General features: G+C 37.0%; 22 protein-coding genes. 17 read left to right on the top strand and 5 right to left on the bottom strand.

Features of this window, described 5'->3' with window-relative positions; translation table 11 throughout:
* The first annotated feature begins 3 nt into the window (after window positions 1-3).
* From RK01_RS08850 to RK01_RS08830, 5 genes are all read left to right on the top strand, one after another.
* Complete coding sequence (locus RK01_RS08850) at window positions 4-207, top strand: hypothetical protein (RefSeq protein WP_016172958.1); 204 nt, start codon at window positions 4-6, stop codon at window positions 205-207.
* A gap of 159 nt (window positions 208-366) precedes the next feature.
* Window positions 367-1,041: a two-component system response regulator SapR gene (sapR, locus tag RK01_RS08845; RefSeq protein WP_016172957.1), complete on the top strand. Its 675-nt coding sequence runs from the start codon at window positions 367-369 to the stop codon at window positions 1,039-1,041.
* Window positions 1,042-1,129: 88 nt separating this feature from the next.
* Entirely contained in the window at window positions 1,130-2,155 is a 1,026-nt protein-coding gene (gene sapS, locus RK01_RS08840; RefSeq protein WP_016172956.1) for a two-component system sensor histidine kinase SapS, read from the top strand.
* 98 nt (window positions 2,156-2,253) lie between these two features.
* Window positions 2,254-3,129, top strand: a complete 876-nt coding sequence (locus RK01_RS08835) for a GRP family sugar transporter (protein ID WP_016172955.1) — start codon at window positions 2,254-2,256, stop codon at window positions 3,127-3,129.
* 43 nt (window positions 3,130-3,172) lie between these two features.
* Entirely contained in the window at window positions 3,173-4,546 is a 1,374-nt protein-coding gene (locus RK01_RS08830; RefSeq protein WP_016172954.1) for an amino acid permease, read from the top strand.
* A 239-nt stretch (window positions 4,547-4,785) separates the two neighbouring features.
* Here RK01_RS08830 and RK01_RS08825 read toward each other — a convergent pair whose 3' ends face one another.
* From RK01_RS08825 to RK01_RS08815, 3 genes are all read right to left on the bottom strand, one after another.
* Window positions 4,786-5,568: an ABC transporter ATP-binding protein gene (locus RK01_RS08825; protein ID WP_016172953.1), complete on the bottom strand. Its 783-nt coding sequence runs from the start codon at window positions 5,566-5,568 to the stop codon at window positions 4,786-4,788.
* A gap of 142 nt (window positions 5,569-5,710) precedes the next feature.
* Window positions 5,711-6,907: a toxic anion resistance protein gene (locus tag RK01_RS08820; RefSeq protein ID WP_016172952.1), complete on the bottom strand. Its 1,197-nt coding sequence runs from the start codon at window positions 6,905-6,907 to the stop codon at window positions 5,711-5,713.
* 89 nt (window positions 6,908-6,996) lie between these two features.
* Window positions 6,997-7,647, bottom strand: a complete 651-nt coding sequence (locus tag RK01_RS08815) for a 5-bromo-4-chloroindolyl phosphate hydrolysis family protein (protein ID WP_016172951.1) — start codon at window positions 7,645-7,647, stop codon at window positions 6,997-6,999.
* A gap of 311 nt (window positions 7,648-7,958) precedes the next feature.
* Between RK01_RS08815 and RK01_RS08810 the strand changes: the two genes are divergently transcribed.
* From RK01_RS08810 to RK01_RS08795, 4 genes are all read left to right on the top strand, one after another.
* Complete coding sequence (locus tag RK01_RS08810) at window positions 7,959-8,516, top strand: NUDIX hydrolase (RefSeq protein ID WP_016172950.1); 558 nt, start codon at window positions 7,959-7,961, stop codon at window positions 8,514-8,516.
* A gap of 9 nt (window positions 8,517-8,525) precedes the next feature.
* Window positions 8,526-8,831, top strand: coding sequence for a cell wall synthase accessory phosphoprotein MacP (macP, locus tag RK01_RS08805; protein WP_016172949.1), 306 nt, complete (start codon window positions 8,526-8,528; stop codon window positions 8,829-8,831).
* 296 nt (window positions 8,832-9,127) lie between these two features.
* Window positions 9,128-9,823 carry a 5'-methylthioadenosine/adenosylhomocysteine nucleosidase gene (locus RK01_RS08800; protein WP_016172948.1) on the top strand — a complete coding sequence of 232 codons (696 nt, stop codon included), beginning with the start codon at window positions 9,128-9,130 and terminating at the stop codon, window positions 9,821-9,823.
* Between the two features lie 25 nt (window positions 9,824-9,848).
* Window positions 9,849-10,397 carry a cysteine hydrolase family protein gene (locus tag RK01_RS08795; protein WP_016172947.1) on the top strand — a complete coding sequence of 183 codons (549 nt, stop codon included), beginning with the start codon at window positions 9,849-9,851 and terminating at the stop codon, window positions 10,395-10,397.
* A 372-nt stretch (window positions 10,398-10,769) separates the two neighbouring features.
* Here RK01_RS08795 and RK01_RS08790 read toward each other — a convergent pair whose 3' ends face one another.
* Both RK01_RS08790 and RK01_RS08785 read right to left on the bottom strand, forming a co-directional pair.
* Entirely contained in the window at window positions 10,770-11,936 is a 1,167-nt protein-coding gene (locus RK01_RS08790; protein ID WP_244874959.1) for an alanyl-tRNA editing protein, read from the bottom strand.
* Between the two features lie 83 nt (window positions 11,937-12,019).
* Window positions 12,020-13,924 carry a M13 family metallopeptidase gene (locus tag RK01_RS08785; protein ID WP_016172945.1) on the bottom strand — a complete coding sequence of 635 codons (1,905 nt, stop codon included), beginning with the start codon at window positions 13,922-13,924 and terminating at the stop codon, window positions 12,020-12,022.
* A gap of 269 nt (window positions 13,925-14,193) precedes the next feature.
* On the opposite strand from RK01_RS08785, the gene RK01_RS08780 reads away from it, so the two are divergent.
* The 8 genes from RK01_RS08780 to mnmA all read left to right on the top strand — a co-directional run bounded on the left by RK01_RS08780 (window position 14,194) and on the right by mnmA (window position 25,463).
* A complete protein-coding gene (locus tag RK01_RS08780) occupies window positions 14,194-14,736 on the top strand; it encodes a hypothetical protein (RefSeq protein WP_016172944.1) in 543 nt (180 codons plus the stop codon).
* Between the two features lie 124 nt (window positions 14,737-14,860).
* Window positions 14,861-15,832 carry a ribose-phosphate diphosphokinase gene (locus RK01_RS08775; protein WP_016172943.1) on the top strand — a complete coding sequence of 324 codons (972 nt, stop codon included), beginning with the start codon at window positions 14,861-14,863 and terminating at the stop codon, window positions 15,830-15,832.
* Between the two features lie 202 nt (window positions 15,833-16,034).
* On the top strand, window positions 16,035-17,168 hold the full coding sequence (locus RK01_RS08770; RefSeq protein WP_016172942.1) for a cysteine desulfurase family protein: 1,134 nt from the start codon (window positions 16,035-16,037) through the stop codon (window positions 17,166-17,168).
* A gap of 70 nt (window positions 17,169-17,238) precedes the next feature.
* Window positions 17,239-17,586: a DUF1831 domain-containing protein gene (locus RK01_RS08765; protein ID WP_016172941.1), complete on the top strand. Its 348-nt coding sequence runs from the start codon at window positions 17,239-17,241 to the stop codon at window positions 17,584-17,586.
* A gap of 327 nt (window positions 17,587-17,913) precedes the next feature.
* Window positions 17,914-18,765 carry an aldo/keto reductase gene (locus tag RK01_RS08760; protein ID WP_016172940.1) on the top strand — a complete coding sequence of 284 codons (852 nt, stop codon included), beginning with the start codon at window positions 17,914-17,916 and terminating at the stop codon, window positions 18,763-18,765.
* 9 nt (window positions 18,766-18,774) lie between these two features.
* Window positions 18,775-19,380 carry a metallophosphoesterase gene (locus RK01_RS08755; protein ID WP_016172939.1) on the top strand — a complete coding sequence of 202 codons (606 nt, stop codon included), beginning with the start codon at window positions 18,775-18,777 and terminating at the stop codon, window positions 19,378-19,380.
* Window positions 19,381-19,620: 240 nt separating this feature from the next.
* Window positions 19,621-24,168 (top strand): prealbumin-like fold domain-containing protein, encoded by a 4,548-nt coding sequence (locus RK01_RS08750; RefSeq protein WP_016172938.1) that lies wholly within the window; start codon window positions 19,621-19,623, stop codon window positions 24,166-24,168.
* Window positions 24,169-24,341: 173 nt separating this feature from the next.
* Window positions 24,342-25,463 (top strand): tRNA 2-thiouridine(34) synthase MnmA, encoded by a 1,122-nt coding sequence (mnmA, locus tag RK01_RS08745; RefSeq protein ID WP_016172937.1) that lies wholly within the window; start codon window positions 24,342-24,344, stop codon window positions 25,461-25,463.
* Window positions 25,464-25,544 lie beyond the last annotated feature (81 nt).

The following is a 25,544-nucleotide window of genomic DNA, read 5'->3' as shown; positions in this document are numbered from 1 at the left end:
AAAATGATAGGCTGGGTTTTAGTTGGTGCAACCATCATAACTTATGGCAGCAATTTTTTAGCTTACCGCTATTTGAAAAAACGCCGCAGTGATTGGTTTGAGAAGATTGCGCTGTACTTTGGTGTGAATATGAGTGTCTTGTTTGCGGATGGCATATTTTTATTTATTGCCAAATTGGTTGAAGAAGGTATTTTATTAATCGAATAAACATAGTGAAGGTAGTCTGCAAATTATTTTGTCGGCTGCCTTTTTTCTTATTACCTAAGTTACTTTTAAATCAGAGGCAAGAACTTGCGACAAAAAACAAAATGCGCTAACTTGTTAGTATAGATTATTTTAACCACGCGTGTCTGATAGGAGGATATCATGGCAAAAATTATGGTAGTAGAAGACGAAGGTGTAATTCGTCAATTAATTATGGAAGAATTGAAAAAGTGGCAGTTTGATGTTTTTGGTACCACCAATTTTGAAAATGTTTTTGATGATTTTTTAGAGCAAGAACCGCAATTAATCTTATTGGATATTAACTTACCGGTATTTGATGGCTATTATTGGTGTCAAAAAATTCGTGAAGTCTCCAAAGTTCCGATTATCTTTATTTCCAGTCGCAATACCAATATGGATATGATTATGGCGATGAATATGGGAGCAGATGATTTTGTAACCAAACCATTTGAATTAGATGTTTTAGTTGCAAAAATCAATGCACTATTGCGACGCTCTTATAACTATTCTGAAGCTAATAGTGAAACACTCGTGCATAATGGCTTAACGCTGAATGTGGATAACAGTACCATGATGATTAATGATGAGGTCATAGATTTAAGTAAAAATGAATATCGCTTGTTGTATATTTTAATGAAAAACAACGGCAAAATCTTGTCCCGAGAAAAATTATTGCGAGCACTATGGGACGATGAACGCTATGTTGATGACAACACGTTGACAGTTAATATTAATCGTTTGCGACGAAAAATTGAACAAGCTGGTGTGAAAGATTATATTGAAACAAAAGTCGGACAAGGGTATCTTGTTCCGTAGACGCTTTTCTAATTTGTAGCAAAATGAAAGGCTAATCCCACGTTTCATTTAGATGAAGGTTGGAAATTTTGATGTGATAGGAGTTCCGATGAATTTTTTTAGATATTTAAAAGACCAGTGGTTATTGATTTTTGCTTGGATTGGTTTTGTTTTTCTAACGGCGTTTATTATGTGGCTAACACCAGGGTTTCATGTTGATTGGCGCAATATAGGATATTTGGCTCTAATTGAAGGTGTTTTTTTTATCTTATTTTTGGCATATCACTATTATTACAAGCGGCGATGGTGGCAAAAACTACAAGTCGGAGAAGAGGAGAGCTCTATTCAAAATTATTTGACAGGAGCCAGAACTTACGAAGAACAACTGCAACAAGATTTTATCAATCAAATCATTCGTGAACATCAAGTCCATATGCAAAAAATTGTAGCCGCTCAAGAAGATCAAAAAGATTATATTGACTCATGGGTACATGAAATTAAAGTTCCACTGGCTGCCAGTCAGCTTTTACTCCATGCCATAGAATTCGATATTCCCGATGATAAATATATGCAGTTGGAAAATGAATTGGGTAAAATCGACGGCTATGTTGAACAGGTATTGTATGTTGCCCGCTTGGATAATTTTTCAAAAGATTACTTGATTGAAGAAACCCAATTAAAAAGAGTGATTCAACCGATTATGCGGAGTAATGCAAATTATTTTATTCAAAAAAAATTGCGTTATCAAGTGGTGGGGGAAGATCAAAGTGTTTTAACCGATGGCAAATGGATTGGCTTTATCTTTCAGCAATTATTGAGTAATGCCATTAAATATACGCCCGAAAATGGGGAAATCCTTATTTTGCTTGATCAATCTGCTAAAGGTGTAACCTTATCTGTAAAAGATAATGGCATCGGAATTCCTAAAGAAGATGTACGCCGTATTTTTGATAAAGGCTTTACAGGTCAAAATGGTCGTTTTTCAGAAATGCATGCGACGGGCTTAGGTTTGTATTTAGCGCAAAATTTGGCCCAACAGTTAGGTGTCACTTTGTCGGCTGAATCAACGGTAGGTGTGGGGACGACTATGACACTTTTCTTTCCTTATGTTTCTTATTATCAAGAACAACGATAAACTCGCAGAAAACTGCGAGTTTTTTCTTGTCTGCAAAACGTTTTCACTGCTACACTGTTTGGGTGTCTTTTTAGATTATAGAAAAAAGGAGAATGAAAATGGCTTTATTAGTAGCATTAATACCGATGTTTGCCTGGGGCAGCATTGGTTTGGTAAGTGGAAAATTAGGCGGTGACGCCAACCAACAGACTCTTGGGATGACAATGGGGGCTTTTATTTTCTCTTTAGGTATCTTTTTTGTTATGCGACCAAGTATTGATATGATGACAATAATCATCGGTTTTATTTCGGGTTTATTTTGGTTTGTCGGCCAAAATGGTCAATTTCATGCCATGAAAGCGATGGGTGTTTCAGTGGGACTACCCCTTTCAACGGGTATGCAATTGATGTTAAATACTATTGCCGGTGCAATCTTTTTCCATGAGTGGCAACATGGACGTGATTTTGTCTTAGGGTTTTTAGCTTTAGCTTTACTTGTTGCCGGTGCTTATTTAACTTCGCGCAAAGATCCAAATGGCAAGAGTGAGCCAGAAGCGGGCATGAAAATGTATGATTTTGGCAAAGGATTTCGTTTTTTGTTTATTTCAACAATTGGTTATGGCCTTTATACCATTATTATCACTTGGGCTGGTCTTGATCCTTTAGCGATTATTTTGCCCCAAAGTATCGGTATGTTAACTGGGGCGTTATGTTTTTCCGCGAAAAAAGTTTCTTTTGACAAATATGTTTGGCGCAATATTACCTCGGGTCTTTTATGGGGAATCGGGAATATTTGTATGCTGCTATCCATTCAAACAGTCGGCTTAGCAGTTGGTTTTTCATTATCCCAAATGGGCATCATCATTTCAACTTTAGGCGGTATCTTCTTATTAGGAGAACACAAAACGAAAAAAGAAATGTTTTATGTCATTATTGGTTGCCTTCTTGTTATTTTTGGTGGTATCCTTTTAGGATATATGAAGGCTTTGTCTTAAAAGCCACTAAAAGAAATTTGGTTAGATTATGAGGGGGAGCGCAATGGATTTTCGCAAAAAAGAGATTAAAACAAGTCAAGCAACGGACTTAAAGCGCAATTTACAATTGAAAGATTTGATTATGTTAGGAATTGGCGCCATTATCGGCACCGGTATTTTTGTTATTACAGGAGTACCAGACGCTAATCAAGCTGGTCCGGCATTAACTTTATCTTTTGTGTTAGCAGCTGTAGTTGTTGGTCTCTCTGGACTTTGTTTCGCTGAATTTTCAGCGCGAATCCCCGTAATTGGTGGTCCTTACGCATATATGTATGTCGTTTTTGGAGAATTTGCCGCTTGGTTTACGGGTTGGTTTTTGATTTGTGAGTTTTTATTAGCAGTTTGTTCAGTTGCTTCAGGCTGGTCAGGCTACATGCAAGGTTTTTTAGGCAGTTGGGGAATTCACTTGCCTAAAGCACTAACAGGCGGCTACAATGCGGCAAATGGGACTTATATTGATTTAATCGCAGCTTTGGTCATTGTTTTTATTACTTTTTGGGTCAGCCAAGAAGCCAAAAAAGCACTCCGTTTAAATAATGCGATGGTATGGGTGAAATTTTTCATTATTATTCTATTTATTGCGGTTGGTATTTTTTATATCAAACCCAATAACTGGACGCCGTTTATGCCAAATGGGACAAGCAGTGTTTTTCGCGGAGCATCTTTAGTTTTCTTTGCCTTTTTAGGTTTTGACTCCGTTGCCATGGCCGCCGAAGAAGTAAAAAATCCTCAAAAAGATGTTCCAAAAGGCATCATCGGCTCCATTGGGATTGCAACTGTTTTATATATTATTGTAACTTTGATTTCTACAGGGGCTGTTCCTTTTGCCAAATTACAAGTATCTGATCCCATGGCTTTTGTAATGCGCTATGCCGGTCACGGTTTTATTGGTTCCGTCATTTCTGTTGGCGCAATCTTAACGTTATTGACGGTGACGATTTCTATGATGTACTCTTTGGCCCGTCTGTTATATGCAATTAGTAAGGACGGTTTGTTACCAAAGCAAATGCAAAAAATTGATAAAAAAACGCGGACACCGAAAAATGCAACTTTTGTGGCAGGTGCCTTTGCCTTATTCTTTGCTGCCGCTTTTCCGCTACAAATTTTGGCGGAATTAACTAATATTGCCGCTTTGGTGTATTTGATGATGGTGTCTGGTGGTATTTTGAAATTACGCAAAGATTTTGGGAAACCTGAAAAAGGTCAGTTTGCTGTGCCATTAGTGCCAATCTTACCAATTTTATCAGTATTGGCTTGTATCTTTTTAATTGCCCAGTTTACGCTGACAACTTATATTGTATTTGGTGTAACGTTGATACTCGGACTAGCGATTTACTTTTTCTATGGTTATCGCAATAGTGAAATGAACAAGCAATAAATATCTTGTAAAAAGTGTCAGGGAAATTCTCACAGCAAAATGAGAATTTTCCTGACACTTTTTTTGTAGGGAAAGAGATCTTTTTACAAGAAATAAAGGGAATATATTAAGAATGATATTGGCTAGCTACCCTAACGAACTTTCTATGTCAATAAATTGAAATTTCAAGAAAAGTTTATTAAAATCTCATCTTATTGCTTGAAAGTTTACCCTATTCCTTTTACTTTTCTTATGCTTTTTTACGATTTGGGATAGACAATCAAGCGGTCTTTAGCAAGAGGTATAATTTGAATTGGACGTTCATAAAACGCGCTTAAAACTGGTGACGTAAGCAATTCTTGAGGAGTTCCTTGGGCGTAAATCTGGCCATTACGAATCATGAGTACTTGAGTAATAAAAGGAAGTATTTCTTCTGTATGATGAGTCACAAATAAAACAGTGGGGGCATTTTTTTGCTGTTTTAATTTTGCGATATTTGCCAGTAAGTCTTCTCTGGCAAATAAATCCAAACCATTACAAGGTTCATCTAAGATCAAAAGCTCAGGGTCCGCCATAAGGGCACGGGCAATTAGAACAACTTGTTTTTCTCCTTGGGATAAAATTTGATAAGGTTTATGATGGAGTTTGTTGCCCCCTGAAGCGTCTAACAATTTCACTGCTTTTTTTTCATCGGCAGCACTGTGCTCTTGCCACAAGCCGATACTGGCAAATTTGCCGGAAATAACAATCGCCAGAGCAGTATCACTTTGGTAAAGTTTGGCTTGAACTACATTACTGACCCAACCAATGCGTTTGGCCAAATTGGGTATATTCGCTTTACCAAATTCAGCGCCTAAAACCGTTAGATTACCCTTTGATGGCCATAGGTTTCCAGCAATTAATTGCAATAGTAATGTTTTACCAGCGCCATTTAGACCTAGAATAGCCCAGTCTTCCCCACGTTCAATTTGCCAGTTGATATTTTCAAGTAATACCTTTTGGTTGCGAATCAAATGGACTGCTTCAAAACGTAAAATCGCCATATTTTCCCTCTTTTCCTTAAATGACAGAATTTTGCTGCAATTTTATGATAGCAAAGTCAGCCAGCTTTTGCTATTGAACAAAGTAGTTTAAGTCCAACAAAAAAGCTCTGCAACTTAGCAGAGCTTAGACAGTTAATCAGATTTATTTTTCACTTTGGGTTAATTCCAATAGGCGTTGTTTCAAATCAGCCTCCATGTGGCCAAGTTCCACTTCGGCTGCCCGCCGTTTTTCTTTTCCTTCGCGCTGAATTTGTAATGTTTGTTGAATCGTTTCAACCAAGTCGTTTTGGGTTTTTTGCAAGGTTTCGATGTCAACGATACCGCGTTCGTTTTCTTTGGCGGTTTCAATTGCGGAAACTTTCAACATTTCAGAATTTTTCTTCAATAATTCATTCGTTGTTTCAGAAACTTGGCGTTGTGCTGTTACAGCATCTTTTTGACGCAATAAAGTCAAAGCAATCACTACTTGGTTTTTCCATAATGGAATAGCAGTATTGACAGATGCTTGAATTTTTTCTGCTAACGCTTGGTTCGTATTTTGAATTAAGCGAATTTGTGGTGCTTGTTGAATTGTAATTTGACGTGCTAAACGCAAATCATGGGTACGTTTATCTAAACGGTCTAAAAACTGATTATAGTCATTGACAATTTGCACATCCATTTGATCACCGGTTGCTTGGGCTTTTGCAACAGCTTCTGGAATAATTTTTGTTTGTAATTCTTCCATTTTTAATTCGCCAGCGGCAATGTAAAGATTTAAGGCATCAAAATAGTCTTTGTTTTTATGATAAAGTTGTTCTAGCATCAAATTATCTTTTAGTAGCCCATCTTTTTCTTTGTCCAGTTTAACGGCAATTTTGTCAATTTGGGCACCAATTTTTTGATATTTGGCGGTAATTTCATAGATGGATTGTTTGACTTTACCAAACATTCGCTTAAAGACGTTACCTTCTCCAGCTCTTAAATCATCTGGATTTGCTTCATTTAAACGATACATTAAATCGGTTAAAGAATCTCCCACAGGACCGATATCAGCCGCTTGCACGTGATTTAACATCGATTGTGAAAATTCACTTAATTTTTGTTGGGCCACGGCGCCATAGGTGATAACACCTTGTTGGTCGGTGACATCAATTTTTGCTGCTAATTCTTGCGCTTGTACTTTACGATCTTCAGGTAATTTATCGACTAAGCGATCAGCTTTTTGCTGATCTTTTAAGACATTAATTTCGTTTTGTTGTGTTTCAGTTAAAGAACCTACTGGTGTAGTGAAAGGATTATTTAATAAATCGTCCAATGTTTGATCGACGTTTTGTTGTGTTTCAGGTGTATCTGCCATGTTCATTCCTCCAATTTCAATTTGTTTGCTTAAATAAAAGTTTAATAAAAAATCTAGCTTGCGCTAGATTTTTTTCTGTAAGCGCCTGCTTACAAACTATTATCTCTTTTTAAGCTTTGTTTGGCAATGGAAAGCTCGATATCCAAATCTTCCAAATCATCGGCGACAAATTGCTGATAATCTTTGGCAATTAAGGCTGCCATTTGATCAATAATTTGGGAGCTTTCTTCAATTTTTTCGTAAGTTTCTTTGGTTTTGATTTCATGACCGTTAATTTCAATAAATTTGTCGGTCAAATCCACCATATTAGGTAAGTGAGTATACAAGAAATGGTTGGCAAAATGGAGTTTTTGTGGATCTTTGACCAATTCTTTGAACATGGCTTTTGATGCCCGCAATGTATCATGGCGTAAGTCAATTGCTTTTAACTTTGCATTTTTGTTAATATTTTCTTGTAATTGTAAAATTTGTTTTTTTGTTTGATTCATTGTTTCTCGGAAAAATTCAATTTCTTTTTCCGACATACCACTTTCGACATAATGGGCTTCTTTTTCTTTGGTCATTACTGGTAATATACTGGTTTGACCATTGTTGCGGCGATTTGAAACGCCATAAACAATTAAGCAGATGCCACCGACAACGAGGATGAACGGAATCAAATCAGTTCCTGTTTCAAAACCGAAATAAAGTAGCAAAAAGAGGATCCCTGCTAGCACTAGTCCTTTGGTTTTTTTCTTCATTTTTTACCCTCCTAAAATTTGGGTGATTTATCTTTTAAAGGTCTTCCCTTAACTTCACGAGTTTATTTTACCACGAGGGGAGAAGGAAAAAAATCAGACCAAGGGTGGATTTTTGCGATTTAGAGAATTCATAAGATTTATTATCGCAATCTTAAGTTTCCCATTCGTGAAATTGTGTATAATAGTATTTAGTTTTTAGGAAAAAATCTTTTTAGTACCTTGCAGATCGACCCCAATTTTACTCTGCAGGTGTCACAAGGTTAATCAACGTAAATATTGAAAATAATAAATGATAGAAAGTAGGCGTAGCAATGCTTTCCTTTGCAGATTTTGAAGAAAAAACAATCAATCGTACCGAACTTTTTCATGGTAAAATTATCGATGTTTTTTTAGACGATGTTTCACTACCAAATGGGGGTACCGCAAAACGTGAATTGGTGTTTCATCCTGGTGGAGTGGGGATTATCGCGATTACCCCCGAAAATAAAATGCTCTTTGTCAAACAATTCCGAAAACCTTTAGAAAAAGTCATCTTAGAGATCCCCGCTGGTAAAATCGATCCGGGGGAAGGAGATCACCCCGCTGTGACAGGTGCGAGAGAATTAGAAGAAGAAACTGGTTTTACCGCAGCCGAAATGAAGCATGTCGGCTCAATGTATTTATCACCAGGCTTTTCTAATGAAATGCTCCATCTTTATCACGCTGTAGAATTAACAAAAGTCGAAAATCCCCGACCACAAGATGAGGATGAGGTATTAGAATTATACGCATTGTCGCTGGACGAAGCAAAAAAAGCGATGAAAGACGGGCTCATTTGTGATGCAAAAACCATGTATGCTATTACCTATTGGGAATTATTACAGAAATGAGGGGCGTAAGTGAGTAAAGGACCACTAATTACCCGCAGCGAGTTACGGCGCCAAAAAGAAAAAGCAGGAATAAGAAATGAATTGGATGTTCCTGTGCGGGAAAAAAATACGATGAAATTACAAAAAGAATATGATCGTAAAGATGAAAAAATTAAAAATTTTTATCGTAAAGAAGCAAAAAAACAAAAAGAACTAACCAAAACTAGAAGCGGAGAGTCCCGTAAATCCCGGGAATTAAACAGTTTTTTAGTTGGTGCAATTATTGTCGTTGCCCTTTTGATTGGTGTTGTATTATTGGCAACTTTCTTTTTATAACTTAAAATGAAATAAGTTGGAATCAAGTTAACAAGCAGTCTGCAAGTAAACTTTGGTTCCAACTTTTTTTGTTTTTCAATTTTCATTACTGTAAGGATTAAAAATTGAATCTCTAATCCTTTCCATAAATTTTGGCAACTTTTAGAAAGAAGAATCAGAATTTGGAAGTGGCTGGTAGAATTTTGGCTTCCTGTGAGGAAGCAGCTAGAAAATATTCTATTTTCTTATAAAGTGAATTTTTTTAAAGAAACTGATACTATTAGGTTAAATAACAGATAAAAGCTGGAGGAATTAACGTGAAAATTGGAATTATTGGTGCAATGGAAGAAGAAATTAGAATTTTAAGAAGTGCAATAGATAGTCCGCTGTCTTGGGAACGGGCAGATGCTTTATTTATTTCCGGCCGTATTGGCAATCATGAAGTTATTGTAGTTCGTTCAGGGATTGGAAAAGTTGCAGCTTCTTTAACCACAAGTTTATTAATTCAACAATATGGTGTGAATATGGTGATTAACACCGGATCTGCTGGCGGAATTGGTTCTGGTCTGAGGGTTGGAGATTTAGTTATCGCGGAAAAATTAGCCTATTTTGACGTTGACGTAACCGGATTTGGTTATAAGAAAGGTCAATTACCGGGAGGATTTCCCCTTTATTATGATACCAGCACTTATTTGCAACAAGTAATGGCAGAAGCGGCAGTAAAAACTGCCCATGAAGTGAAAAAAGGTCTAATTGTGACCGGGGACAGCTTTATTGATAGTTCAGAAAAAGTGGCCGCAATTTTAAATGATTTTCCTGATGCCCTGGCTTGTGAAATGGAAGGTGCCGCAATTGCGCAAACGGCGAGCCAATTTTCAATTCCATTTTTAGTTGTCCGAGCAATGAGTGATACCGCAGATCATAGTGCTACCGTAAGCTTTGATGAATTTATTGAAGAAGCTGGCAAACGTTCGGCTGAATTAGTCTTAGAATTTATTCGAATTCTAAAATAGATTTTTCATAAAAAGGAGGTCCAATATGAAAAAAGCACTTATCTCGATTGATTATACCAATGATTTTGTTGCGACTGATGGAAAATTGACCACTGGCAAAGCCGGTCAGGCAATTGAAAAGAGTCTAGTGGCATTTACTCAAGATTTTATCGAAGCGGGAGATTATACCGTGTTTGCCATTGATGCTCATGATCCAAACGATCAGTATCATCCCGAAAATGCCCTGTTTCCTCCTCATAATGTTATAGGAACTTCTGGCCGTGAGCTTTATGGAAGTCTTACTCCTTTATATGATACGCACAAAGAAGCAGCGGCAGTTTATTGGATTGATAAGCGCCATTATTCTGCTTTTAGCGGTACAGATTTAGATATCCGCTTACGGGAAAGAAAAATTACCGATTTATACTTAACAGGTGTTTGTACGGATATTTGTGTTCTTCATACAGCTGTCGATGCGTATAATTTGGGATATAAATTGCACATTGTTAAAAATGCTGTCGCCAGTTTTGATGAAATTGGACATGACTGGGCGTTATCACACTTTAAAAATACATTGGGTGCTGAAATTTTGTAAGAGAATAAAAATGAGAAGTGCAAGAAGTATTTTTGATCATTTGCATGTGAGCTATAAATTCCCGATAGTAATGTGTGATGGGCAGCTGCAAAAAAAGGTGAAATGGGGCTAAAACTGCAATCAGTTTTTGCCCCATTCATTTTTCTTATGATAATTTAGTAAAATTATTCAAAAATGTATTACAACACTAAAAAACAGTGATGGAAATTCGGTAAGCCTTTGTAGCGGCCTCAAAAAGACTAACTTTTTAGGGTCACGCTATAAGCTTTCATAACCGTTTTTCTCATCACTGCTTTTTTAATGAAAGGTATTATCTTGTTTCACAAGGAATAAGGCACTCTAATGAGGCTGCTGGTTTAGTTTTTTACTAGGCTAGTCTTGTAAAAAGTGTAACCAGGCTTCTTTTTGACTATAAGGCAAAGTTCCATCACCTTTTGAAGCAGAACCGCCGCCGCGTCCGCCAAATTTTTGATTGCTCACTTTAATAAGTTGTCCGATGGGAAGCTTGGTATTTTCATTGGGACAAATAAGGTGATAGCGTAAATTTTCTTCATCTTTGGTGGCAGTACAAATCAAAGCAGAAGGATAAATGGCAGTAAGTTTGCCAGCTGCTTGTTGTAATTCTTTTACATCGGATTCGGCTATTTCACTATAAACAAAGTTGGCTGAAATTTCGTTGGCATTTTCGATTAATGCTTGAACTTGATAAGTAGCAATGCGCTGCTGATAAAATTTCAGCATTGTTTGCTGCTGCTGGAAAGCCTCAGTTAAAGCCGTAGTGGGTACTTGCGCTTTTTGACTTAAAGTGGCTAATTGTTTTTGATTGCTTTCAAATTGTTGTAACAGGCGATTGCCACAGGCAAAGTGTAATGTGGTGCCTTTTTTATGCTCTTTTATTTGGGTAAAAGCAATTGCTTGCACTTCCGCAGTATTATTGACGTGAGTGCCGCCGCAGCCGATAATATCAAAATCATCAATTTTAATTAATCGCAAGCCGGCAAAATACTTGGGTGGAGTAGTGAAAAGTGTTTCTTTGGCTAATTGCTCTTCAGTGGGAAAAAGAATAGCAACACTTTTGTGATGGCGAATAATTTCGTTGCTGCGGGCAATGGCTGCGTTTAGCTGCGCTTCATTCAGTTTGGTATCAATTTCAAAAAAGGAATCCGTCAATGTGATTTGTTCTTTTGAAATGCGTACTTGAAATAAATCTTCACAGACACGAGCCAAGATATGTTGACCGGTATGTTGTTGCATTAGGTCAAAACGTTGGTCCCAATCAATTTTAACATTTACTTGCTGTGGTAATGCGGGCACATCATCTTTTAGATGATAACGTACCTCATTATCTTTCTTTTGTATTTTTGTTACGGGGATGTCTTGTATCCAAGCATTATCAGCTGGTTGCCCACCGCCTCCAGGATAAATAATGCTTTCTTTTAAACATACAAAACTACCGTGTTCGTCTTTTCCTTGTTGGGTAATGGTTGTTTGGATGGTAGTCAAATAACTATCGCTTTCATATTGTTGCAAATAACTCACCTCTTTTTTATTTTAAAAAAGAGCAATAAGTTAGACGCATAAAAATACGAATAGCTTAATGCTCCCCTTCTACTTCTGTCTTTTTACCAAATATGCACTCTATTTGCGGGGGCTTTGTACATGCCGTCTCCTTCTGTAATAGCATAAGTTTCAAAGAACTCAGGGACATTTTGCAGTTGAATATTGGCCCGTAGTTTGGCTGGGGCGTGAACATCCACCGCTAATAATAATTGTTGATATTGTTCCCGTGCTTTCGTGCGCCAAATTTTAGCCCAGTTGGTAAAGAAATCATCTAAAGATACATCTGCTTCTTTTTTAGCGGCTGCTAGTGCGCAACTAATTCCTCCTGCATCGGCAATATTTTCTGAAACAGTTAACGTACCGTTCACTTTCCCACCTGCAAATTCAATGCCATCAAATTCAGCAATCATTTTTGCAGCTAATTTTTCAAAGTGATTTAAATCAGCGTCTGTCCACCAGTTATTCATATTGCCGTATTCATCAAATTTTGCACCATTGTTATCAAAAGCATGAGAAATCTCGTGGGCGATAACGGCGCCAATTCCACCGTAGTTCGCACTAGTAGATTGTTCTAAGCTATAAAAAGGTGCTTGTAAAATGGCCGCCGGAAAAACAATAATATTTTTAAATGGGTGATAATAAGCGTTGACGGTAGCCGCACTCATTTCCCACTCGTTGCGATCAGCAGTTTTACCGTAACGGCTGAAATTATCTTCTCTAACAATGCGACTAAACTTGCGGCTGTTTGCAACTAATGTACCGCCGTCAGCTTTACTTGTAGTAGTGAATTTTTCATAAAAAGCTGGAATTTTTTCGGGGTACCCCACTTGAACACCCAACTTATTTAATTTGGTAATCGCTTTTGTACGCGTTTCTTTTGATAACCATTCATTTTTTTCTAAACGGTCTTGATAAATGCCAATCATGGTTTGTACCATGTGTTGGACATCTTGTTTGGCTTTTTCACCAAAATATTTTGTGCCATAAAACTGGCCGACAACTTGGCTAAAGCGTCCATTAGCTAAATAAAAGGCGGCCTTTTCTGGTGGCATAGCACTTGGAGCACCAGATAATTGACGGGCATATGTCCCGCCAAGTTGGCGTAATTCTTCACTCAATAAGTTGGTATAGCCTAAAGCAGTATGGATGTATAACCAATTTTGCAGTAATGGAAAGTTTTCTTCAGTTAAAAGCTCATTTAACGCATCGAAGTAATCTGGTTCTGTTACAATGATAGTTTCAGGTGTTGTCTCCACGAGCGTTTCAACTAAATCTTTTAAATCCAATACTGGTGCATAGGCACAAAATTCCGTAAAACTACGGGGGTTATAATTTTTACTATAATCGGCATTCTCCTCAGAACTTCTTACATGAGGAACAATTAGGCGGTCAAAAGCCAAGGCATCTTGGGTGATTTTTTTTGCCTCTTCTTGGGAATGTCCCATTTTTTCTAGGACAGCGATCGTCATATCAGCAAAAACTTTTAATAAATTTTCACCTTGAGGATGTTCTTTTTCATAATAAGTTTTATCAGGCAAGATTGTATCAGCTGGATAGGCAAATAAAACATTTTGTTGGGTATTTTTCATATCTTGGTCTACATCCAGCGCAAAAGGAAGCGGAAAACCGTCTAAAACCCAATCGGTCAATTGCTTATTTAAGTCGTCATAGTCTTTTAGATCACGAATTTTAGACAAAAGTGGTTGGATCGGTTCCGTTCCTAATTTATCCCGCATAGCATAATCTTTTGCTAATTCATAATAGGCGATGGCATCTTTCATTTTTCCTTGGGGAATGTTATTTTTTGTAGCAAGCATAGTATTAAACTCTGTCATTAATAACTTATCGATACCATCAACTAAATCTTGAAAACCACCAGTAGCCGGTTTATCTGCAGGAATCACTGCTGTTTTCATCCATTCACCATTCACATATTCGTAAAAATCATTTTTTAGTAAGTTGCTCATAAGATGGCGTCCTCCTTGTTTTTTGCAGTTTCAACAAATTGACGCAATTGAAAATAAAAATATTTTTTCCCAATCCTTTTTTACCAATTTATTGTCAAATCGTCTGTGTTGTTGAAAAGCGCTTAAAAGAAATAAAATTTCTTTTTATTTTACGTCTATTATCATACATAGAAAGCTTTTTCACAAAGAAAACGTTCAGGCTTCTTGGCGGGTTAGAATAAAGTGAACGAAAAAGAGCTCCTGTGCTATACTGTGGGCGAGGTGAGAAGATGACAACTGTAAATGAATGGAAGGGAATTTCTCCAGCGCGTTTTTATCCTTATCGCAATATTGTGACGAAATCGGGGTATTTGTGTGGAACAAGTGCCGCTACTACTTTTTTGTGCTATTACCAAGACTATCTAGTCCCTACTATCATCCCGCCCCACATTCGACAACAAGGTAGTGAAAAGACTGCCGCTTTACAAGATTTATTACGGGTAATTATTCAACCTTTTGATTTTCCCACGCTTTCTTTGCAAGTAGCTCACGGAATGTCTCGCTACTTTACTTTATTTCAATTGCCTTTTCGGGCCCGACAAACACCCATAGGCGGTATTAGTCGAGTAACCAAACGAATTGATGAAGGCAAACCGGTAATTGTCGGACTAATGAAACTAAAAGGCAGTACTTATGGCAATCATTGGGTAGTGGCTTATGCCTATAAAAAAGATGCGATGGGAAATTATTGGCTCAAAGTTCATGATAATTGGGGAGATTACCAAAAAGTGATTCCAGCTAGCTGGATTAATGGTACTATTTCCCTGCCCTAGTGAGAAATGGAATAAGCAACTGGCGCTTACGGTTCAAAAAAGCTGCAAAAGATGTTAGAATAAAAAAGAATTTGTCAGAGAAAATGACATTGTTAAAGAACTGCCATTAATTAAGGAGGCTATCATGGGGGAACAATACCAGGATCAATCGTTGAAAATTTTTAGCTTGAATGGAAATGAACCGCTAGCAGAAAAGATCGCTGCTGTTTTTGGAACACAATTAGGACAATGTGCCATTAAACATTTTAGTGATGGTGAAATTTCAATTAGTATTGAAGAAAGTGTGCGGGGTGCCCACGTTTACTTAATTCAAGCCACCAATCAACCTGTTAATGATTATTATATGGAATTGTTGATTATGATTGATGCAATGAAACGTGCAAGTGCAAAAACAATTAATGTCGTCTTGCCTTATTATGGGTATGCCCGTCAAGATCGAACTGCACGACCTCATGAACCGATTACTGCTAAACTTGTAGCCAATATGTTACAAGAAGCAGGGGCTACACGAATTTTAACTTTGGATTTACATACTGTCCAAGTGCAAGGATTCTTTGATATTCCAGTTGATAATTTGTTTACCATGCCGCTTTTTGCAAAATATTATCGGGAAAAGAAAATGTATGGCGATGATTTTGTCGTGGTTTCGCCCAAAAATTCTGGTGTCAATCGCACCCGAAGTTTAGCAGAATACCTCAACACGACCTTAGCTATTGTAGATCAAGAAGAAAGTGATGAAAATGGCGGCTATGTTATTGGGGATGTGGCAGGTAAAACTTGTATCATGGTAGATGATATTTTAAATACCGGAAATACTTTCAAAGTAGCTGCTGAATTATTAAAAGAAGCTGGTGCAAAAGAAGTTTACGCGTGTGCGTCTCATGCCTTGTTATCCCCACCGGCAAAAGAAAATTTGGAAAGTGCTGGCATTACTGACATTTGTGTAACCGATTCTTGTTTAACCGATGATAGTCGTCATCCTAATAATTTAACTTATATTACCTGTGGAGAATTGATGGGTGAGGCTGTTAAAAGGATTCACGAGAATACGCCGATGAGTCCATTATTTCGCTTAGAAGAAAAGGATTTTGATTAATCCAAAGTCAAGAAGGCTGTAACAGAAATCTTTGACTCTCAGAAAAAATGCGGTATAAAACACTGTTTATTCCTAAAATGGGTGGTGACAATTCTTTTGTCGCTGCCTTTTTTATTTTATTTTAGCTAAAATAGTAATCAATTAATAAAACGCTACTTTTATGCTAGAATGTCCCTAGTATGCACAAGAAAAGGTGAAGATAGTGAAAGAAATTTATTTGGACCATGCTGCAACGACTCCGCTGCATCCGACAGTTATAAGCGCAATGACAGAAGCAATGCCAATTTTTGGCAATCCTTCTAGTGTTCATGGTTTTGGCCGCAAAGCCCATGAAAAATTAGAAGCGAGTCGCTTATTGATTGCCAAAAGTTTAGGCGTAAAAGCGCATGAAATCATTTTTAATAGTGGTGGAACTGAAGGCGATAATACAGCTATTATTGGCACTGCTTTGGCACGACAACAAGAAGGACGTCATCTAATTACAACCGCGATTGAACATCCCGCTGTTTTAGAATCGATGCATTATTTGGAATCTTTGGGGTTTGAAGTAACGTATTTACCCGTTGATGAAAAAGGACAATTGGCAGTTGAAAAAGTCAAAAACGCATTACGCCCAGATACAACTTTAGTTTCAATTATGGCGGCCAATAACGAAACGGGAAATTTATTACCAATTAAAGAAATTGGCGCGTTGTTAAAAGATCACCCTGCTGTATTTCATACAGATGCCGTTCAAGCTTTTGGGAAAACTCCTCTAAATCCTTATGAAAACCAGATTGATTTATTCAGTATTTCAGCTCATAAAATCAATGGACCAAAAGGAGTGGGCTTTCTTTTCAAAAAAGATGGTGTCAAACTGCCAAGTTATCTTCATGGCGGTGAACAAGAGGAAAAACGGCGTGCCGGTACTGAAAACTTAATGGGAATTATTGGGTTGGCCCAAGCAGTTTCCATTTTGACACCGGAAAAACAGGCAGAAAATGCGACGCATTATGCCCGGTTGGCAGAATTATTACTAAAAAAACTAACAGAGGCCAACATTGCCTATCGCATTAATGGTGATTTAAATCATAAGTTACCTCATGTTTTAAATTTACAACTAATGGATGTCGATAATAATTTGTTATTAATGAAATTGGATTTAAAAGGCCAAGCAATTTCGACTGGCTCTGCTTGTACGGCAGGTAATATTGAACCTTCCCATGTTTTAACTGCGATGTATGGCAAAGATAGTGATGCCATTCATGAATCCATTCGCGTTAGCTTCGGATATGGCAATACCGTAGAAGATGTGGCATATTTTGCGGAGCAATTAATTGCCGCATGCCAAAAATAGCAGGTTGAGTATAGTCAAATACCACAAAAACTTTTATAATTAAAGTAATAACGGAGTAGAGGTGGAGTAAATGGCTTTTCAAAAAACAGCAACAGTATTAGGGGCAGCTGTCACGTATCGATTAAATCCTGAAGCAAAGAAATATACATTGCGTGATAATGGCTTTAAAGAAACCAATGGCGGCAATTTTCAATTGATTCAACCTTTAGAAGCAACCCCTCAAAGTAAAGAAGGCTTCAAATTGAAAATTACTGTCGATAGTGAAATCAAAACACTAAAAATGTCAGTAACAACAGCCAATGGTTTAAAAGCAGTGAACATCTTTAAAGATCCGCAACATAAAATGTTGCAAGACAAGTTTTACTTTTTAATGGATGGTTTTATTAGTCGTGGATTATTTGAAAAAGTTGAAAAATGAAATATGAAGTAGGACCGTTAGCTGATGCTAACGGTTTTTTTATAGAGAAAGGAATTATATGATTAAAAAAAGGCTGATAGACCAAGGTTTTTGGGAGCTAGTTGCCCAAACGAACGCTTAGCAAAATTAAGTTGAAATCTTAAGAATGTAAAGGACATTTTCTTAAAATTTCGTCTGGTTGCTTGAGAGGTAAACAAGTCCCCTAAGTTTTTTTACACAGTTTTTTAATAGCCTATTGCCTTTTAACTGTAAGAAAAGGGAAAATTTTTTACCCCATCTACCAGCTGGTTTATACTGAAAGTAAGAAAAGCCGAGGAGGAGAAGTTGATGGAAATTGCAGGTGAACAAATCTATCCTATTGGATTAGGGACATGGCATATGGGGGATAGTTCTGCTGAAAAGACAGCTGAACTAGCGGCTTTGTCAACTGGTTTGGTGCAAACGACACCAGATGCTAAAGTAGCTTTGGATACAGCAGAAATGTATGGTGAAGGAAATTCTGAAAGATTGGTAGGAGAAGCTTTAAAAACAATCCAGCGCGATACGATTTATTTGATTTCAAAAGTTTATCCCTGGCATGCTTCAAAAAATCAATTACCGCAAAGCTTAGATGCCAGCTTAAAACGCCTTAACACAGATTATTTGGATTTATATTTACTCCATTGGCCGGGGGACATTCCTTTAGAAGAGACAGTAGCAGCAATGGAATCAGCCAAACAAGCGGGCAAAATTCGCAATTGGGGAGTCTCAAACTTTGATGTAGCAGATCTTAAAGCGTTGGCACAAGTACCTAATGGTAAAAATTGTGTGGCAAATGAAGTGCTCTATAACTTAGGCAACCGCGGCATTGAGTTTGATTTATTGCCTTACATGAAAGAAATAAATCTGCCTTTAATTGCTTATTCACCCGTAGCCCAAGGGGATACTTTAGGAAATCAATTTTTGGCAGATGAACTTTTACAAAATTTAGCTAAAAAATATCAGTGTACAATTTTTCAATTGTTATTGGCTTTTGCAATTCGCAATAACGATACATTAGCTATCCCACAATCTAGTAACAAACAGCATGTATTGGCTAACTTTGCTGCGGCAAATATCTTATTAACAGCAGACGAATGGGAGCTGATTGCATCTCATTACCCTGCTCCAACAAAAAAACAGCCTTTGGCAGTATTGTAGGTGAAGAAAATGAAATTTTTTACATCCGATACCCATTACTTTCATCAAGATTTATTAGGTGATAATGACTTTGCTCCCCGTCCATTTAAAGATATAATGACCATGCATGAAGTAATGATCAAAAATTGGAATGCAGTCGTAAAAGAAACGGATACGGTTTATCATTTGGGCGACATTGCCATGCATCCGGATTATGAAGCAGGCTATTCAGAAATTTTAGCGTTACTTATGCGTTTAAATGGTCACATCATCTTTATTAAAGGCAATCATGATCATCGGACTTTATTCAAATTTTTAGCACAAAATAATAGCAACATGAACAATGGGCAAAGGAAGTTTGATTTTGCGGATGTGGGGATTATTGTCAAGTTCAACCACCATCAGTACTATTTGACGCACTATCCGCTACTTTTGGGTGTTACAAAAAATATTCGCAATCTTCATGGACATGTTCATCACTATAGTGTGCCAATCAAAGAAAATATTAATGTGGGCGTGGATGCCCCTGAATTAGACTTTTTACCAAGTAAACAACCTTTTGGCATGCCAATTTCAGAAAATCAAATTGATACCATTGCAGAAAAAAAGGCAGCGCTATTAGAGAAGATGATGTAATAAAATAACCAAATTCTATTTTTTATAATTAGTAAGTTTGTAAAAGAGTTAGGCTGTTTAACAGCGTATCTCTTTTTTTTAATGGAAAATTTATTATTCAATTATTTTTTTGAATTAGCCAAAATGAGGGAAAATATAGTGTTCGTTGTTCTTTTGTTGACTATTAAATTTGCGAATCCATCTTTAATTGTTATACAATTAAAATAAGATTAGATAATGATGGTAAGGTGAGGGATGGAAATGAAGTTAAAAAATAAAAAAATTGTCTTAATTTTATGTATTAGTCTGCTTTTTCCTTTTTTAGAAGCATTGGTGGGGAGTTCATTTACTTGGCGACCGAAAGCAACAGATGAGAAAAACTATTTAATAAAAAAAGATTTTTTAACCATCGACTATACTGTTGAAGTTCATGGGGAGGATTCGCTATTGTGGAGCTTTCATTATGAAAAAAATACGCCATTGGCTGCAACCCAATTACAAGCGCAGTTTTGGGATGAAAATGGTATAAAAGAATTAAACGGCGAAAACTTTGCCACAAAAGATGGTTGGTTAAAGGAAACGAGTGCGGCCTTTGGTAACAACCAAAGTAAAGGCACACTTAAGGCAGTCACAGCTAAAGATAGCGTTCCGCAGTTCCAATTTGATTTAATTCAAGAATCCCAAGTAGTAGATTATCAATTATCTGCAGACGAAAAGGTGCACGATTTAAAGAATCCTCACGTGACAAAGAATACTACTCCCTCAGAAAAACAAGTGACTAAAGAGCATACAAAAGCTACAGCTGCAGATCCGTTGGTAATTACCTTGCCCAACGATTTGACGGGATGGCCGATAAACCAAGTCGTAGTAAAAACAAAACAAGGTAATGAAGCGTGGCAAAGTCATGATCCAGCAAACCCACCTTATATTTTTTCTGATACCTCTGTTCAATTAGAATATACATATGATTTGGATTTATTCTTTGAAACCCCAGCAGGTCAAAAAGTAAAAGAGGAAATTGAAGCCAATGAAGAGCGACAACGTTATTTTGTTTTTAGTTTTGAAATTTCCGGCGATATTTATTTAGAAAAAAATATTACCGAAAATCTTACGATTGCAGGGGAAAAAAGAGGAGAGTTCACCATTGTCAAAAATGGAGGAGCAGACGGTAAAAATCATTTATGGACAGTGACTTTAAATAATGAGAATTGGGACAAAGAAAATGTTCGGGGAGAAATGAATTTATCTTCTACTATTACCGTTGAAGAAGTAACAGAAACAATCGATATTATGGTTTCAAAAGAAGCAGATATCCACGATAAAATTCAAATTAAACCAGTTAAAAATGAATATAGCTTACAAAAAAGTGTTACAAAAGAACCAAATAAAGTTTCATTTGAAAAAGAAAATTATCACTTGGTGGAATGGGAAATTGCTGTCACTCCCGGACGAGATAAAAATAATCCTACGCAATATGTCCCGATTAAAGATTTGCGTATCACAGATGAAGACATCTCAACACTATACCCTACTAGTGTGAACAAGGCGGCGGGATTTTATCTACCCCAAGGAGAGTTAGCTGAAGGAATTGCACAACATCCTGATTATCAGCTTTTTAAAATATTTCTAGAATTAGATGGAAAAGAAAAAGAGTTGATAGAAGGAAAAGACTACAAGCTTTCATACGATAAAAGTAATGATTCAAAATTTTCGCTTTCTTTTTATAATTGGGCAGCTGGGATTGATACTCAGATAACCGGGCCGTTAAAAATTCAATATACGGCAGTCTTAAAAGATGATCATCCTAGTCTGTTAACCAATCAGGTACAAAGTAATATTGCGGGGAGTAATAAATTGGAAGCAAATGCTGCGACTGAGTATTATCATGATGATCTAAAAAAGACATCGGTAGGTAAAGGTAACGGAATCATTGAATGGACGGTGGTTTATCACAGAAAAACAGAAGAAAGAATAGATTTTAGTGATGTAATCAGTGCAGGGGAGATTGATTTTAATTCATTAAAAATTTTAGCCGAAATAAATAAAGGCCAGCAAATCTTCCCTGAAATTACGTCAACACCAGATCAGTATCGTAATACAATTCTGTTAAAGGAAAAAGAATCGCAAAGATTTACATTAGAAGTAGCAGAAACATTGCCTAAAGGAAGGTATATGATCAGTTATCAATCCAAACATGATGATGCCAATGGCCAAACTTTAGTAACAAATACCATTGAAGGAGGCAATTTAAAGGCAAGTACGAACGGTGTTACCTCTTTAGCAGTGGAAAAAAAGGTTATACGCCAAAATTTATTTAATGAGCAAGTGGAGAGTAATTTTGACGATAAGACAATTTTGTGGTCAGCCTCTATTACAACTGTTCCTAATGCTGGGGAGATTCTAATTAATGATGCTGCCATTGGCAAAAGGGACGCAACATTTTATAAAAATGGTCTGTTTTATTATTGGAATAAAGCAGCTTTATTAAAATCAGGAGAAGTCTTAGTCTCTGGTAAAAAATTTAATGAAGGAATTAATCAAGCTTACTTAAAAGAAAAAGGGATTATTGTCGCTTATGAAGAAAACGGCGAATTTGTAGAAATACAGCCAGAAGAGATTACGATTGATAATGGGAAAATCATTGATGAAAACGGAAAAAAGGTTTTTGATTCCGAATCTGGCGTTGCACTCGTATCAAAAGATCTGAGTTGGTCTGAAAAAGGTGCCGGTTTTAGCTTAAAAATTGATGAAAAATATTCGGGGAAAAAAATATGGTTGGCAATTGCCTCAAAATACGGTGGGGAAGCAGGAATTGTTCCCCAACAGCCGATTGCCAATTATTTTTACAACACAATAGAAGCCATCCAAGCTAATTTTGAAGGAAGTTCAAGAGCCAACACTAGTTGGACCAACAATGCACATATCAGTGCCTCTATTCGTAAAAGAGGCACTATGGATTTAGAAGAAAACCGGGTGGATTGGGAAATTTTGGCCAATACCCGCGGCTATGAAATAAAAGCCGGCGATGAAATAAGTGATCATATGAATGTCTGGAAATTTGAGGATAATTCAACCAGCCTAATTCAAACAATGACGATAGCAGATTTGGCAAATATTAGAGTACACCAGTTAAAAATAGAAGATGATGGTCAAAAAAATTCAACGACAGATTGGTTTCATGATTACACAGAAACACTTCTAACAAAAAGTAGTGACTATGAAATTATTCCCCTGCAAAACAGCAATGGTAAGTGGCATGAAATTGCAGCAGATCAGCAAACTTCCGATCTTGTAATTCGTGGTTTTACAGTTCGCTTTAAAAAAGACATGGGGTATTCCGCTTTTAAAGTGAGCTTTTCTTCTCGATTGAACCCAGAGGTAATGGCAGCTGAAAATGGAAATAAAAATCAAATATTAAATACTGCGGCACTGATAACACAGACAGGAACGGAGACAACGGCCAATACGGTCACATATCAAAAAGGAGGAAATGGCATTTATAAAAGTGCGGGTGACTTTGATACAGAAACAACCCAATTACCTTGGCAGGTGGTGGTTAATCCTGAAGGAGCACATCTTTATGATTTAATCATTGAAGACATCTCTACAGATCAAGTTATTATTCCAGGAGAGATTAAGCTGTATTATGCCAATTTAGAATATGTTCAAATTAGTGATAAGGTTTGGGAAGCTAAAATTGAGAAAAAAGGCGAGGTAGAAGCTGAAGTCTATCAATTGGCGTGTAACGAAAACGGATTTAAAATTGAATTTGCTAAGGATTTTGCGGTGACGACACCATTAATCATTGAATATAGCGGGAAACCTAAAAAAGCCGATCAAAGTTATATTGAAAACAAAATTAAAATGAATTGGGCGGGAAAATATTCCAACAGTGATACAAAAAAAGTCGAAATTCGTAATATTAGCGCTTCTGGAACGATCAGTGGTGAAGCGAGGATGTTAACAATCAAAAAACATAGTCAATCAGATAAAGAAGTGTTAGCAGGGGCAAAGTTTGTTTTAGAAAAACAAACGAATGGTTCTTGGCAAACAGTAAATGAAAAGCAGGCCCAAGCTGGCACATCTACTAGTGGTTTACTCACCTTTACTGGCTTAAAATCGGGAAACTATCGCATGAAAGAAATCGTCGCCCCTGCTGGCTATGAATTATTTTCTGAGTATGTTTATTTTAAGCTCAATGATAAAAAGCCAGAAGTAACAGATGAAAACGAAAAGGTAAACGAGACGCTGCAAAAGATGTATTCATTTACAGAATCTGATAATCAGCTGAATCTCACGTTAAATGTAGCAAATGAAAAGCAACCATCATTAGAGTTTAATGCATATAAAGTATTAAAAGGGATGAAAGGAGCTGCGACATTTGATTTTATCTTAAAGGAAAAGGCGACAAAAGAAGTTATTGCCTATGGAGAAGTGAATATTAAAGAGAATCAAACAACCAGTGAGATTGTTTTTTACACTTCTGCCAAAAAAGATGTTCCAATTAAAAATTGGCGTCAGTATTTGCTAGTTGGAAAAACATATTCTTTAGAAGAAGTGAGCCTACCTAAAAATGTAACTGTGACTTACTATAATACACTAACGAATACTCAAACAAATGAGTTTACCGTGGAAAAAAAGGCGCAGACACTCCAATTTCGTGTGACCAATACTTTTGAAAAAGGATTTATGCCTGCAACTGGAGGACAAGGAACGCGTACCTTTATAATCGTGGCTTTAATCTTGAGCCTTTCTGGTATTTGCCTCGGTGGGTATTACGGCTGGCGTAATTTTAGGCAGAAAAAGTGAAACTTATTGCTGACGATTTTTACTGGTTTTGTCACAAGCATTTAAAGAAATGGCTAATTTGAAAACAAGTACATGAAATTATGAGACTTCTGTTGTATAATGACAAATACTGAAAAGTTGCGACCTTCAAATCGTTAAATTTTCGGAATTAACAATGAAATGATGGTGATTACATGACAGACAACAGTAAAATTCGCGTTGTCGTGGGCATGAGTGGCGGGGTGGGTTCTTCTGTAACCGCGCTTTTGCTAAAAGAACAAGGATACGATGTCGTAGGTATCTTCATGAAAAATTGGGATGATACTGATGAGAACGGTGTCTGTACCGCAACAGAAGACTATAAAGATGTTGCCCAAGTGGCAGCACAAATTGGAATTCCGTATTATTCGGTCAATTTCGAAAAAGAATACTGGGATCGCGTGTTTGAATATTTCTTAGCGGAATATCGCGCCGGTCGCACGCCAAATCCAGATGTTATGTGTAATAAAGAAATTAAATTTAAAGCTTTCTTGGATTATGCGATGGAATTAGGAGCAGATTATGTAGCTACGGGTCATTATGCCCGTGTCGCAAAAGATGAAAATGGTATTGTTCACATGCTACGGGGTGTGGATAATAATAAAGATCAAACGTATTTCTTAAGCCAATTATCACAAGAGCAACTTGCCAAAACGATGTTTCCTTTAGGAGGCATGCAAAAACCTGAAGTACGGGCAATTGCTGAACGTGCTGGGCTAGCAACTGCTAAGAAGAAGGATTCTACAGGTGTGTGTTTTATCGGCGAAAAGAATTTCAAACAATTTTTAAGTAATTATTTGCCAGCTACAAAAGGTAAAATGGTCACTCTTGATGGTGAAGTTAAAGGGGATCATGATGGTTTAATGTATTATACAATTGGTCAACGTCAAGGTTTAGGCATTGGTGGCGGTGGTGCGTCAAATGATCCTTGGTTTGTCGTAGGCAAAGATTTAACAACTAACACGCTTTATGTTGGCCAAGGATTTCATCATCCAGCGCTTTATGCCGATCGCTTAGATGCTAGTACGATTCATTTGACAACGAATGAAGCAATGCCACAGGAATTCAAATGCACAGCTAAATTCCGCTATCGTCAAGCTGATGTCCCTGTTACAGTCCGTTTATTAGCTGATGATCGTGCAGAAGTCATTTTTGATGAACCTGTACGGGCAATTACACCAGGACAAGCGGTTGTCTTTTATGACGGCGATGAATGTCTGGGCGGTGGTCTAATTGACCATGCTTATAAAGCAGAAGAAGTTTTACAATATATCTAAAAGGAAAGATGTGTCTAAAATGGCACATCTTTTTTTATGAGCACAGAGACTATATGATTTTCACAAGGAATAAGAACAATA

It is taken from the genome of Enterococcus dispar ATCC 51266 (assembly GCF_000406945.1).
Classification (GTDB): Bacteria; Bacillota; Bacilli; order Lactobacillales; family Enterococcaceae; genus Enterococcus_C; species Enterococcus_C dispar.
Note: the sequence above shows the minus strand (reverse complement) of the source record. Positions and strands in the feature narration are given on the sequence as shown.